The sequence below is a fragment of the Pantoea sp. X-Soil-TKNS-1280 genome, from assembly GCF_059730475.1.
The window spans coordinates 212,907-225,879 of record NZ_AP035962.1 but is presented as its reverse complement, the minus strand read 5'-3'; the positions used below and the strand labels follow the sequence as shown (position 1 = coordinate 225,879).

At 56.2% G+C, this 12,973-nt stretch carries 12 protein-coding genes; 4 read left to right on the top strand and 8 right to left on the bottom strand.

Annotated elements, in window-relative coordinates:
- Positions 1 to 98 precede the first annotated feature (98 nt).
- From ysgD to AC6I8X_RS00990, 8 genes are all read right to left on the bottom strand, one after another.
- On the bottom strand, positions 99 to 155 hold the full coding sequence (gene ysgD, locus AC6I8X_RS01025; RefSeq protein ID WP_409521669.1) for a YsgD/CorL family protein: 57 nt from the start codon (positions 153 to 155) through the stop codon (positions 99 to 101).
- 75 nt (positions 156 to 230) lie between these two features.
- Positions 231 to 2,393: a DNA helicase II gene (gene uvrD, locus AC6I8X_RS01020; protein WP_084871719.1), complete on the bottom strand. Its 2,163-nt coding sequence runs from the start codon at positions 2,391 to 2,393 to the stop codon at positions 231 to 233.
- Positions 2,394 to 2,448: 55 nt separating this feature from the next.
- Positions 2,449 to 3,165 carry a 5-amino-6-(5-phospho-D-ribitylamino)uracil phosphatase YigB gene (gene yigB / locus AC6I8X_RS01015; RefSeq protein ID WP_310616776.1) on the bottom strand — a complete coding sequence of 239 codons (717 nt, stop codon included), beginning with the start codon at positions 3,163 to 3,165 and terminating at the stop codon, positions 2,449 to 2,451.
- Entirely contained in the window at positions 3,165 to 4,073 is a 909-nt protein-coding gene (gene xerC / locus AC6I8X_RS01010) for a tyrosine recombinase XerC (protein WP_084871717.1), read from the bottom strand. Before xerC ends, yigB begins: the two co-directional genes overlap by 1 nt.
- Positions 4,070 to 4,774, bottom strand: coding sequence for a DUF484 domain-containing protein (locus AC6I8X_RS01005; protein ID WP_313689032.1), 705 nt, complete (start codon positions 4,772 to 4,774; stop codon positions 4,070 to 4,072). The genes xerC and AC6I8X_RS01005 overlap by 4 nt, the downstream gene beginning before the upstream one ends.
- Positions 4,771 to 5,595: a diaminopimelate epimerase gene (dapF, locus tag AC6I8X_RS01000; protein ID WP_084878255.1), complete on the bottom strand. Its 825-nt coding sequence runs from the start codon at positions 5,593 to 5,595 to the stop codon at positions 4,771 to 4,773. The genes AC6I8X_RS01005 and dapF overlap by 4 nt, the downstream gene beginning before the upstream one ends.
- Positions 5,596 to 5,625: 30 nt before the next feature.
- Positions 5,626 to 5,829, bottom strand: coding sequence for an LPS translocon maturation chaperone LptM (gene lptM / locus AC6I8X_RS00995; RefSeq protein ID WP_299455406.1), 204 nt, complete (start codon positions 5,827 to 5,829; stop codon positions 5,626 to 5,628).
- A 121-nt stretch (positions 5,830 to 5,950) separates the two neighbouring features.
- A complete protein-coding gene (locus AC6I8X_RS00990) occupies positions 5,951 to 8,509 on the bottom strand; it encodes a class I adenylate cyclase (protein WP_299455408.1) in 2,559 nt (852 codons plus the stop codon).
- 283 nt (positions 8,510 to 8,792) lie between these two features.
- Here AC6I8X_RS00990 and hemC point away from each other — a divergent pair, with 283 nt between their 5' ends.
- Genes hemC through hemY form a run of 4 tightly spaced genes read left to right on the top strand, consistent with a single transcriptional unit; the run spans position 8,793 to position 12,830 of the window.
- Entirely contained in the window at positions 8,793 to 9,737 is a 945-nt protein-coding gene (hemC, locus tag AC6I8X_RS00985; RefSeq protein WP_299455410.1) for a hydroxymethylbilane synthase, read from the top strand.
- Positions 9,734 to 10,474, top strand: coding sequence for a uroporphyrinogen-III synthase (gene hemD, locus AC6I8X_RS00980; protein WP_084871712.1), 741 nt, complete (start codon positions 9,734 to 9,736; stop codon positions 10,472 to 10,474). Before hemC ends, hemD begins: the two co-directional genes overlap by 4 nt.
- Positions 10,475 to 10,497: 23 nt before the next feature.
- Positions 10,498 to 11,631, top strand: a complete 1,134-nt coding sequence (hemX, locus tag AC6I8X_RS00975) for a uroporphyrinogen-III C-methyltransferase (RefSeq protein ID WP_299455413.1) — start codon at positions 10,498 to 10,500, stop codon at positions 11,629 to 11,631.
- Between the two features lie 2 nt (positions 11,632 to 11,633).
- On the top strand, positions 11,634 to 12,830 hold the full coding sequence (hemY, locus tag AC6I8X_RS00970) for a protoheme IX biogenesis protein HemY (protein WP_497840420.1): 1,197 nt from the start codon (positions 11,634 to 11,636) through the stop codon (positions 12,828 to 12,830).
- Positions 12,831 to 12,973: the final 143 nt, after the last annotated feature.

Genomic DNA, 12,973 nt, shown 5'->3' with positions numbered 1-12,973 from the left:
AACTTTCGCTTCAGGGGTACATCAGTGCTGACTCATGCGACGGAAAAAACGGGAGGCCGCTGATAACCGCTAAGGCTACCAGCTAATAAGAGGTAGCCTTAGATGTTATTCCTGTGAACCAGGGAATTGAGCCAGCATCGACTGGGCGTGTCCAAGGCGTTGTCCTCTCATGATAATAGTGCGCGCATGTTACGCTGAGACGAAAAAGTCGTCAAGGCAGCGCAACCGCGCTACACCGTTTCCAGGCGGGCATAGGCGGCCACCAGCCACTTGATGCCCTGTCCCTGAAAAGCGACCTGCAGGCGGCTGTGTTCACCGCTGCCTTCGAGGTTAATAATGGTGCCTTCGCCAAATTTGGCATGGCGTACACGCTGGCCGAGCGCGAAGCCACTGTCGTTTTTCGCCACCGGCGTTCCCATCCGCTGATGGCTGACCGGACGACTGACGCTGGCGCGCAAACGCACCTCTTCCACGCAATCCTCCGGCAGCTCGCCAATGAAACGCGAGGGGCGGTGATACACTTCCTTACCATAAAGACGACGGGTTTCGGCATAGGTCAGCGTCAGTTTTTCCATCGCACGCGTGACGCCAACGTAGGCCAGACGACGCTCCTCTTCGAGGCGACCGCCTTCGTCCAGCGACATCTGGCTGGGGAACATACCCTCTTCCATGCCGACGATAAAGACCTGGCTGAACTCCAGCCCTTTTGCGGAGTGCAGCGTCATCAGTTGCACCGCGTCCTGCCATTTGTCTGCCTGGCCTTCCCCCGCCTCCAGCGCGGCATGGGAGAGAAACGCCTGCAGCGGCATCAAATCTTCGTCTTCATCCTGATAGCTGAACTGGCGCGTTGCCGTCACCAGTTCCTCAAGGTTTTCGATGCGTGCCTGACCTTTTTCGCCCTTCTCCTGCTCGTACATCAGCCACAAACCGGAATCTTTGATCACCCGGTCAGTCTGCACATGCAGCGGCAGTTCGGCGGTTTCACTCGCCAGTGAGTCCACCAGTTCGCAGAAACGTTGCAGCGCCGCCGCGGCACGGCCAGCCAGCACCTTGTTTTGCAGCAGTTCACGCGTCGCCTGCCATAGGGTCAGTTGCTGCTCGCGCGCCGTCTGACGCACCACATCAAGGGTACGATCACCGACGCCACGCACCGGCGTATTCACCACGCGCTCAAACGCCGCATCGTCGTTGCGGTTAGCCATCAGCCGCAGATAAGCCAGCGCGTCTTTAATTTCCTGACGCTCGAAGAAGCGCATGCCGCCGTAGATACGGTACGGCATGCTGCCCTGCAACAGCGCCTCTTCCAGCACACGCGACTGGGCGTTGCTGCGATAGAGAATGGCGCAGTCGTTCAGGGCGTTGCCGTTCTCATGCCAGGCTTTGATGCGATTGACGACGAAGCGGGCTTCGTCCAGCTCGTTAAAGGCGCAATAAAGTGAAATCGGTTCGCCATCACTGCCGTCGGTCCACAACTCTTTGCCGAGCCGTCCGTTGTTATTGGCAATCAGGGCGTTAGCCGCTTTCAGGATATTATTGGTGGAGCGATAGTTCTGCTCCAGACGGATGGTTTCCGCACCGGGGAAATCCTGCAAAAAGCGCTGGATGTTTTCCACCTGGGCACCGCGCCAGCCGTAAATCGACTGGTCATCATCACCGACGATAATCACCCGGCCAGTGTCACCCGCCAGCATACGAATCCACGCGTACTGGATGTTGTTGGTATCCTGGAATTCGTCCACCAGCACGTTGCTGAAACGCTCGCGATAATGGTTGAGGATATGCGGCTTGTTAAGCCATAGCTCATGCGCGCGCAGCAGCAGCTCGGCAAAATCCACCAACCCAGCACGATCGCAGGCTTCCTGATAGGCCTGATAAATCCGCAGCCAGGTTTGCTCGACCGGATTACCGTAGCTTTCGATATGTTTTGGACGCAGACCTTCATCTTTTTTGCCGTTGATGTACCACATGCCCTGACGCGCAGGCCATTGTTTCTCATCAAGGTTCATCGCTTTGATCAGGCGCTTCAGCAAACGCAGCTGATCTTCGCTATCGAGGATCTGGAAATCCTGCGGCAGCCCCGCATCAAGATGGTGGGCGCGCAGTAAACGGTGCGCCAGGCCGTGGAAAGTGCCGATCCACATGCCGCCCTGGCTGGTGCCGATCAGTTGATCGATACGATGACGCATCTCCGCAGCCGCTTTGTTGGTAAAGGTGACCGCCATAATTGAATAAGGCGAGCAGTTCTCCACCGACAACAGCCAGGCAATGCGATGCACCAGTACACGGGTTTTGCCACTGCCTGCTCCGGCCAGCACCAGCAGGTTGCTGCGCGGCGCGGCGACCGCCTCGCGCTGTTTGTCATTTAAGCCGTTAAGCAGATCAGAAACGTCCATAAGCACCGTTTTAAAAAGAGAACATCCAGATACTGGATGGATTTACAGATGTTTATTATAGCAGCGAGGTCAGTGATGCCAACTGCGAAATTTCAACGTGCGGCAGCAGGCGCGCATCGTCAATTTGCATCAGGTTGCCGTCACGCAGGTTAATCCAGCATGCCTGCATCCCGGCGCGCAGTGAACCGGCCACATCGGTGGTGAGATCGTCACCGACATGCAGAATATGTTCCGGCGCAATGCCTAAACGCTCTGAGGCGAGATGATACATATCCTGCCACGGCTTAGCGCGACCATGCGGCCCGGCGCGCAGCGCGAACTCAAAATAACAGGAGAGGCCGAGTTTTTCCGGATTGGCATTGCCGTTGGTGATCGCCACCAGCGGGACTTTGTTGCCCAGCGCGGTCAGCGTCGCATGCGTCTCTTCCGGCATCTCCACCTCGCTCCGCCAGCGATGAAACACGCTCATCACTTCACTGGCACCTTTGGTGGCTTCAGCAGCGGAAAGGCCGACATTGATCAGCGCCAGCTCTACCGAACGACGGCGCCATTCGGACACATCGTGATAAATCTCCGGCTCGCGTACCAGCAATTCATCACGCAGCGCCTGGTAATCCGCCGGGGTGAAATCACCCAATGCCGGGTGATAAGCCTGCAACGCGGCATGGGATTCTGCGGTGGTTTTGCGGATCACCGGATGGTTGTCATATAAGGTGTCGTCGAGATCAAAAGTGATCGCTTTGATCTGACGCAGCGGACGATAAAACTTCATTACGACTTTCCTCGTTTGGCACGCGGATGGGCTGAATCGTACACCGTTGCCAGATGCTGGAAATCAAGATGGGTATAGATTTGCGTGGTCGAGAGATTGGCATGGCCGAGCAGCTCCTGCACCGCGCGTAAATCGCCGCTCGATTCCAGCAAATGGGTGGCAAAGGAGTGGCGCAGTTTATGTGGGTGGATATGGCTGGCAACGCCCTGTTTAATGCCCCATTCGGCGAAGCGTTTCTGCACGTTACGCGCGGAAATACGGCTGCCGCGATTGGAGACAAACACCGCATCATCCTGCGGCGCAAAGCTGTCGCGCAACGGTAGCCAGTGCTGCAGCCAGGTCACGGCGGTGCCACCAATCGGTACCTGGCGCTCTTTACTGCCTTTACCCACCACCCGGACCTCACCGCTGTCGAGATCGAGATGGCGCAGATCCATATTCACCAGCTCCGACAGACGTAATCCGCCGCCATACATGGTTTCCAGCATGGCGCGATCGCGCACCGCCAGCGGATCGTTGAGGTCAATTTCCAGCAGCTGGTTAACCTCATCGACATCCATATTTTTCGGCAGATGGCGCGCATTGCGCGGAGTAGAGATCCCTTTTGCCGGATTGCCGCTCAACTGGCCTTGTCTGACCTGCCAGTCAAGAAAACTGCGCAGCGCCGACATGCGTAACGCCAGGCTGCTCGGGCCCAGACCCGCGCGACGGCTGCGGGCGGCAATATTCCGCACCTGCGCCGGTTCCAGCTGACTCCAGGCGGTGATTTTCATTTCATCGGCCTGGCTGATAATCACCTTAAGCTGGCGCGCATAATTTTCCTGCGTCAACGGGCTGAGCTGGCGCTCCACTTTCAGGTAACGCAGAAAGCCCTCAACGGCAGGTAGCAGCGGACTGTCGCTACTCATGCACGCTCTACCCAGCGTGACAACAATTCCGGCAGCATCAGCGCCAGATGCTGCAGCAGCAGCGTTCCCATCCCGGCCTGATAATGCTGGTTATCACGGCTGCTGAAGATTAATACGCCCAGCTCACCATGATCGCCCATCAGCGACATCGCTACCGAGCCGATAGCTTTCGCCTGCGGCAACAGCAGCAACAGTTCCGGGCCATTCAAATGGCCGAGATAATGCTGTTCATTACCGAAGCGCTGAATCCGTAACGGTTCAAACGCCTGGCGTGACAGGCCCAGTTGGGTGAAATCGGACGGCGCGCCAATGTGCCATTTATCGCTGAACAGCCGCACATTCGCACCCGCCAGACCCAGCTCGCGCGCCCAGCGATGCAGACGAGTCAGCATATCCTGCAAACTATCGGCAGTGGCCAGATGGCCCTGCAACGACAGCAGGCGATCAAACAGCTGATGGTTGGCGGTCGCCTGTTCCATCAACAGGGTGATCTCCTCTTCCAGCTGCTGGATATGGTTGCGTTGCCGCGCCATATGCCACTCAACCAGTGACACGCTGCCGCGTACCGGATGCGGCACCATCATCTGTTCGACCTGGCGCGCATTGCGAATAAAGAAATCGGGGTTCTGACGCAGATACGTGCTGACCGCCTGATCGTCCAGCAGCACCGCGCTGTCGGTCTGCTCTTCGACATTTTTCATAGATGAATAAACCCATCGTAGACGTGTGTGGCTGGCCCGGTCATAAACAGCGGCTGACCGGCCCCTTTCCAGGCAATATGCAGCGTTCCACCGGGCAGATCGACACGGACTTTTTCCGCCAGAATGCCCTGCTGAATACCGCAGGCGACAGCAGCACAAGCGCCACTGCCGCATGCCTGAGTTTCACCCGCGCCGCGTTCATAAACGCGCAGACGAATGTGTTCCCGATTGACCACTTCCATAAAGCCGACGTTCACGCGTTCCGGGAAACGCTCATGGCTTTCCAGAATCGGACCCAGCGTTTCCACTGGCGCGGTTTTCACGCTCTCGACCTGGATCACACAGTGCGGGTTACCCATCGAGACAGCACCGAACATCACCGTCTGATCCGCAACGCGCAGCAGATACAGATTCTCGGCTTTGTTGGCCCGGAAGGGCACCTGCTGCGGGTCGAAGTTGGGTTCACCCATGTTAACGCGCACCAGTTCATCATTGGTGACGCTTAACACCATACGCCCCGTTTGCGTACTGACGCGAATGTCGCTTTTGTTGGTCAAACCTTTCAGCCGGACAAAACGAGCAAAGCAGCGCGCGCCGTTGCCGCACTGCGCAACTTCACTGCCGTCGGCGTTGAAAATACGATAGTGGAAATCGAGGTCCGGATCGTAGGGTGGCTCGACGATCAGCAGCTGATCGAAACCGATCCCCAGGTGGCGATCCGCCAGACGGCGAATCAGCTCCGGCGAAAAAAAGACGTTTTGCGTCACGGCATCCACAACCATGAAATCGTTGCCGAGACCGTGCATTTTCGAGAACTGCATTTTCTGCTCCGCCGGATTACTCATAGGAGATTAGTTCGCCTGCATACCTGATTTTTGGGTGACCAAACCATTCACATCCGCAGCTGAAGCCGCTTTCTGCTGCTGCTCCGTCACCTGTGTGTTGGTCTTTTGCGGCTGATCTTTGGGCGGGAAATACAGCGGTCCTTTCAGGCCACAGCCTGACAGGCTGACCAGTGCCAGCACCATACCCAGCTGACTTATCAATTGTCTCATTCTGTCTGCTCTTTCTGTCCTTACCTGGATGCTTATCATCGCAGTTGACGTTGTAAAAGCAACAGGAAATACCCGCAATCGCGTTACAGGTCTGACACCTGCCACGCGCGGGCGGGCAGGATCAGTGCATTTGGTAGCGGGGCTGGAAATCGCCGTTGTCGTTGTCAGGCTGTGTGGCGCAAAGCTGCGTCAGGGTCTGGCTGCGGAACGGGATCACCTGAAAGCGATCGCCGGTATTCACAATTTGATAAAACTGCGGCAGGTTGAAATTGATAAAACTGGAGCCGTAAGTGAAGCGGTCATGTGATGACGAATAAAAACGGCTGACATCACGCACCAGTTCCTCTTTGCTGCCTTCGCAATGGTGATACACCTCAACGCGATTGCTTTCATCAAGGATATAAATGTTGAAGCCACGGTCATCATTGGTGTCTTCGAAGAAGAACTGAATAATGCCTTCGCTGGCATAGCCATTCACCACTGGCGGCAGCGGCGTCTGATTCGACTCCACCTTAATTGACAGGCCGTGCAGCTTGTTGTTAGAAATCGCGCCATAGAATTCGACCGCGTTTTCCAGTTTCTGCACCGACACGCTCATGCGTTCAAAGAACAGTCCCCAGGTTTGTCCCGCCATACGCAACGCTTTGAAACGGCCCGGCTCCTGACGCGTACTGGAAAGGCGCAGTTCGATGCACTCCGACACCAGTTGCTGGACACGGGTACGAATCAGGCCACGCAGATGCTGGCTGTAGCAGAACACTTCGACTGTGTCCGGCGGGGCCGCATCCTGATGCATTTTACCGAGAATGGTTTTCAGGGCTTCGATCATCGCCTGCTCACCGCTGAAATGCAGGGTACGCACTTCATTCCATGAGTTACGGTACAGCAGATCGATACTGCCAATCAGGCATTGCTGCTGCTGACCGAAACTGAACACATCCAGCTTACGGAAATCAAAATGCACCACCTGATTGCGGAATGCCGAGGTGGGATCGTGCTCAAGGTTGACGATAATCGCCAGATGACGAATTTCACACGGGCTGTAGAGCGCTTTCGGCGTCGGTGCCGGTACGCGCAACGGGAAATGATGCGAGACATCATTCACCAGCTCCTGCAAACGCGGCAGGTCACAGAACTCGTTGCCTTTGATATGCAGACGGGTTTTGCTGGTCAACAGCCCATTGAACCACGCCCACGCCACCAGTTTGTTCAGGTAGCGGTTATATTCCAGCGGCTGATGGCTGATGATGGAACTCATATCCGGCGACTGGTTATACAGATACCAACCCGCACGATTGGCACGGCCCGCCGGGACATGAATAAAGGTCAGATTGGGTTCTGACAGGTCCGGGGAGATCTGCGGGTTAACCAGCGTCACTTTACCCGGCAACGCTTCAAACGCGGCATACAGTTTACGCGTCAGCACACCAATATCCTGCGGGCTGGCGCTGACACTTAAATTGTTACGACGGGCAAAGCGGATCAGGTTGCGATAGCTTTGCATCATCGCATCCAGCAATTCATTGTGTGCTTCACGCACGCGTTCGATTTTCCACTGCGCGCGGTTATCCAGCACCGCCAGCTTCTCATCATCCCAGCCCCACTCGCGCACCAGCTGCGATAAAATTTCACGCCGCCAGCCCGAGCGATGATGGTTTTCTTCGCTGGAGAGTTTTTCACAGACTTTGAGATAGAAGCAGCGACGTACCAGGTCGAGGCGCGCCAAATCGTCAATGCTGGTAAGGTAACGCGTCACGCGCTCCAGCATCATGCAGTAAGGATCAAGACCGAAGCAGACGATTTCGCCATCGTGCAGGCGTTGCTTGATATCCATCGCCAGCAGTTGAGTGTTGGGATATTCCCAGCTATAGGCTTCCAGCAGCAGGGTTTTCAGCACGGCTTTGTAAGGGGAGTCGATGCTTTTATACAACTGCCACAGGCTGGCGCCGAAGTATTCTTCCGCCGACAAGGTGCCGAGACCACCGAGATCGAGCCATTCGTTCGGCGTCAAAACGCCCTGCGCGTAAAGCGACATGACGTAATCATCATAATGATGCTCTTCTTCACCAGGCACCATGTTCCACAGAATGCGTTTACCCGCCATACGCACGGCGGTACGGTAAAACTCATCCAGCAGCAAAATATGTTGGGTCGAGCCGCAATCTTCCGCACCGAGACTGCCGCTTTCGTTATGACGGAAACGGTTCTCATCAATCAGGAAGAAGCTGACTTCCACGCCCATCGAGACACACCACTTCTGCAACAGCGTACATTTACGTTGCAGGTTGAGGCGTTCTTCATTATCCAGCCAGGATTGGTGGCACACCCAGATATCGAGATCGGACACGCTGTTCTGACCGACCGAAGAGGTGCTGCCCATGGAATAGATGCCGGTGATCGGCATTTCGCCTTTGGCATCAGTGCTGAGATTCAGCGGCTGACGACCCGCCAGCTCCTGCAACAGCTGCTGCTGGTTTTCATCAGGCGTGTAAAAGCTGATGCCATGTGGAACGTTACCCTCAAGGTAACCCGGCATCAGCGGATGATGATAATGCAATAATGTTGGCAGCAGACTGTAGACGTGCTGGAAAGCAGGTCCCATCGCAGCCAGCGCGCGGTCAACGCGCAGCTGGTTGATAGCATCCAGTCTCTGTTTCAGTGTCTCAATGTAGAGGTACAAGACGTTTCGCCTGATTGTCCCAGTGTTAAGCACCCTGTTTCCGAAATCTGCCACTTAATAATAAAGATGTCGGGCAAATTATTGCTGGAAACGTGATCAATCTAACACCTGGCAGATTGACCGTAAAGAAAGTTGCGCTACTTAACAGTTTAGCACGTTCCGAACTCTACCCTGTGTTTTCGGACTAAGACCACAGAATGTTTCCCGGACATCACGGTGAAATCTGACAGCATTCCCCCATCGATGATAGGATATTCGGTGAACGATCAAAACGGTTAACAGCATGTTAGACAAAATTTTCAGAATTGCTACAAGACAAAGCCCCCTGGCGCTTTGGCAGGCACAATATGTCCAGCAGCGCCTGATGGCAGCCCACCCGGGCCTGCGCGTGGAACTGGTTCCGATGGTCACCAAAGGTGATGTCATCCTTGATACACCGCTGGCTAAAGTGGGCGGGAAAGGGCTTTTCGTCAAGGAACTGGAACTGGCGATGCTGGAAAACCGCGCCGACCTCGCCGTGCATTCTATGAAGGATGTGCCGGTGGATTTTCCTGAAGGACTCGGCCTGGTCACTATCTGCGAGCGCGAAGATCCGCGCGATGCCTTCGTCTCTAATCATTACGACTCCATTGATGCCCTGCCGCAGGGTGCGGTGGTGGGTACTTCCAGCTTGCGTCGTCAATGTCAGCTCAGCGCTCGCCGTCCCGACCTGGTGATTCGCTCACTGCGCGGCAACGTGGGTACCCGCCTCGGCAAACTGGATGCCGGTGAATATGATGCGATTATCCTCGCTGCGGCCGGGCTGAAACGCCTCGGGCTGGAAGATCGTATCCGTCTGGCTTTACCGGCGGAACTGTCGTTACCCGCCGTGGGCCAGGGCGCAGTCGGCATTGAGTGCCGTCTCGACGATGCCGAACTGATTACCCTGCTGCAGGCGCTGAATGACGGCGATACCGCCGTTTGCGTACGCGCCGAACGTGCGATGAATACCCGTCTCGAAGGCGGTTGCCAGGTACCGATTGGCAGCTTTGCCGTGCTGGAAGAAGGCGATCAGTTATGGCTGCGTGGTCTGGTTGGTTCACCCGATGGCAGCCAGATGATCACCGGTGAACGCCGTGGTCCACGCGATCAGGCCGAAAAGATGGGCATTTCACTGGCGGAAGAACTGCTGGAAAATGGCGCGCGCGACATTCTGCGTGAAGTCTATCAGGGACAGCCGCCCGCATGACCATCCTCGTGACCCGTCCCGAGCCTGCTGCCAGCGAACTGGTCGCGCGATTGCGAACCCAGGGGAAACTGGCGTGGAGCCTGCCGCTGATTGAGTTCACGCCGGGTCGCGATGTCGATGATTTGCCACAACAACTTTCTGACCTGCAACCTGACGACCTGGTGTTTTTGCTGTCACAGCAGGTGGTGACCTTTGCCCACCCCGCATTGCAGCGCCAGGGGTTTGCCTGGCCCACACAGCTCGATTATTACGCCATCGGTCGTAGCACGGCGCTGGCACTGCATACCGTCAGTAATCTGAAAGTAGACTATCCTCATGCGCGGGAAACCAGTGAAGAACTGGTGCGTCTGAACCGTCTGCAAAAAGTCAGCGGCAAGCGCGCCTTAATTCTGCGCGGCAGTCCAGGCCGCGAATTGCTGGCGGATACCCTGACGGAACGCGGTGTCGATGTCCGTTATTGTGAATGTTATCAGCGCTGTGAAAAGTATTATGACGGCGCGGTTGAAGGTCGTCGCTGGCGCGATCGCGGGATTACGACGCTGGTAGTGACCAGCGGCGAAATGTTACAACAACTGTTTGGGCTGTTTCCGCCAATCGATCGGCGGGAATGGTTATTACACTGTCGGCTGCTGGTCGTCAGTGAACGTTTGGCTACCCTGGCAGCCAGCATGGGCTGGCAGGATATTGAGGTAGCCGATGGTGCCGATAACGATGCGCTGCTGCGTGCGTTACGCTGAACTTAACATTGGGATGAGCCGCAATGACGGAACAAAAAGCCTCCTCCGCCATGGTTGATGAAACTACCCCAGCGGGTAACAACGCTACACCTCCGGCCGGTAAACCGCCTCGCAATAAAAAAAACGATGGCAAGGTACTGGGTGCAGTAGCGATTGTGATTGCGCTGGCGATTGGCGCGGGACTTTACCTGAATGGGAAACACCAGGCCGACTTACAGGCTCAGACTAATCAGGACCTGAACGAGCAGCTGAGTGCGCTGCAACAGCAACTGGGCAGCGATAAACAACAGCTGACGCAGCAACTGGAGAGCGCCAACAGCGCTTTACAGGAGGCGCGCAATCAACAGGACGCCAGCGCGAAGGAGCTTGAAGCGCTGCGGCAAAAAGTCGCCACTATTTCGGGTAACGATACCCGCACCTGGCTGCTGGCACAGGCTGACTATCTGGTCAAACTGGCGGGTCGTAAGCTGTGGAGCGATCAGGATGTCACCACCGCCGCTGCCCTGCTGAAAAGCGCTGACACCAGCCTTGCCGAGATGAACGACCCCAGCGTGATGAACGTGCGTCGCGCCCTGACCCAGGATATCAGTTCCCTGTCGGCGGTCAGTCAGGTCGATTACGACGGTATCATTCTCAAACTGAATCAATTGTCGAACGGTGTCGATAATCTGCGACTGGCCGATAACGACAGCGATGATTCGCCGATGGATGCCGATGGCGGCGAGCTTTCCGGCTCCCTGCATGAGTGGCGACAAAACCTGGCGAAAAGCTGGCACAACTTTATGGATGACTTCATCACCATCCGCCGTCGCGACAACACCGCCCAGCCATTACTGGCACCCAATCAGGATGTGTATCTGCGTGAAAACATTCGTTCACGTCTGCTGATTGCCGCGCAGGCGGTGCCACGTCATCAGGACGAAATCTATAAACAGTCGATTGATGCGGTGTCCACCTGGGTACGCGCCTGGTACGACACTAACGATGCCGCCACCAAAGCCTTCCTTGAGCAACTGGATGAGCTGAGCCAGCAGAGCATATCGATGGATGTGCCCGACACGCTGGAGAGCCAGCCACTGCTGGAGAAACTGATGCAGACCCGCGTGCGTAATTTGCTGGCACAGCCAGCGGTTGCGGCTGACCAGCAGGGAGGCTAAGTATGCTGAAAGTATTGATCCTTTTTCTGCTGCTGATTGCCGGAGTGGTACTTGGCCCGATGATTGCCGGTCACCAGGGTTATGTGCTGATTCAGACGGACAACTGGAATATTGAAACCAGCGTCACCGGTCTGTGCATCATCCTGATCCTCAGCCTGCTGGTGATTTTGTTTGTGGAGTGGGTATTACGCCGTCTGTTGCGTACCGGCGTCCGCACCCGCGGCTGGTTTACCGGTCGTAAGCGCCGCCGTGCACAGCGTCAGACGCAAACCGCGCTGATGAAGCTGGCGGAAGGTGATTACAAGCAGGCTGAGAAGCTGCTGTCGAAAGATGCCGACCACGCCGATCAACCGGTTGCTAACTATCTGCTGGCTGCTGAAGCCGCTCAGCAACGCGGTGACGAAATTCGCGCCAACCAACATCTGGAACGTGCAGCGGAACTGGCGCAAAACGATACCATTCCGGTGGAAATCACCCGTGTTCGTCTGCAACTGGCGCGCAATGAGGACCACGCGGCCCGTCATGGCATCGATCGCTTGCTGGAAGTGGCCCCGCGCCACCCGGAAGTGTTGCGTCTGGCTGAACAGGCCTACATCCGTACCGGTGCCTGGGGTGCGTTGCTGGATATCCTGCCATCGATGCAGAAAGTGCAGATTAATAATGACACGCAGCGCGCAGCGTTGCAGCAGCAGGCATGGCTGGGGCTGATGAATCAGGCGATGGCCGACCAGGGCAGCGATGGTCTGAAGCGCTGGTGGCAAAATCAGAGCCGCAAAACCCGCCAGGAAACCGCGTTGCAGGTTGCCATGGCAGAGCATCTGATTGAGTGTGATGATCCGGATACCGCACAGTCCATCGTGCTGGATGGCCTGAAACGTCAGTATGACGACCGTCTGGTGCTGCTGATGCCGCGTATCAAAAGCGGCGATCCACAATCACTGGAAAAAGCCCTGCGCAATCAGATCAAACAACACGGCGCCACACCGCTGCTGCATAGCACGCTGGGCCAGATGCTGATGCGCCACGGTGAATGGCAGCAGGCGGCAGAAGCCTTCCAGGCGGCGCTGGCACAGCGCCCGGATGCCTTTGATTATGCATGGCTGGCCGATGTTTACGATCGCCTGCATCGCCCGGAAGAAGCGGCTAAGATGCGCCGCGAAGGCCTGCTCCTGACGCTGAAGAACAATCCCAGCGCCTGATTTTGTTATGGTTGTATTTTTGTGCACGCCGGGTTCGCCCGGCTTTTTTTGCGCCGAAATTAAGACCACCGCAGGATTTGGCATTTTGCAGATAAAAAAACACCTGCCAGAAGCAGGTGTAAGATCAGGTCGGTAAGACAACT

Coding starts and splice junctions, on each gene's coding strand:
- yigB (WP_310616776.1), bottom strand. CDS start 3,165: ATGAAGTTTTATCGTCCGCTGCGTCAGATCAAAGCGATCACTTTTGAT.
- dapF (WP_084878255.1), bottom strand. CDS start 5,595: ATGCAGTTCTCGAAAATGCACGGTCTCGGCAACGATTTCATGGTTGTG.
- AC6I8X_RS01005 (WP_313689032.1), bottom strand. CDS start 4,774: ATGAAAAATGTCGAAGAGCAGACCGACAGCGCGGTGCTGCTGGACGAT.
- lptM (WP_299455406.1), bottom strand. CDS start 5,829: ATGAGACAATTGATAAGTCAGCTGGGTATGGTGCTGGCACTGGTCAGC.
- uvrD (WP_084871719.1), bottom strand. CDS start 2,393: ATGGACGTTTCTGATCTGCTTAACGGCTTAAATGACAAACAGCGCGAG.
- xerC (WP_084871717.1), bottom strand. CDS start 4,073: ATGAGTAGCGACAGTCCGCTGCTACCTGCCGTTGAGGGCTTTCTGCGT.
- hemY (WP_497840420.1), top strand. CDS start 11,634: ATGCTGAAAGTATTGATCCTTTTTCTGCTGCTGATTGCCGGAGTGGTA.
- hemC (WP_299455410.1), top strand. CDS start 8,793: ATGTTAGACAAAATTTTCAGAATTGCTACAAGACAAAGCCCCCTGGCG.
- hemX (WP_299455413.1), top strand. CDS start 10,498: ATGACGGAACAAAAAGCCTCCTCCGCCATGGTTGATGAAACTACCCCA.
- hemD (WP_084871712.1), top strand. CDS start 9,734: ATGACCATCCTCGTGACCCGTCCCGAGCCTGCTGCCAGCGAACTGGTC.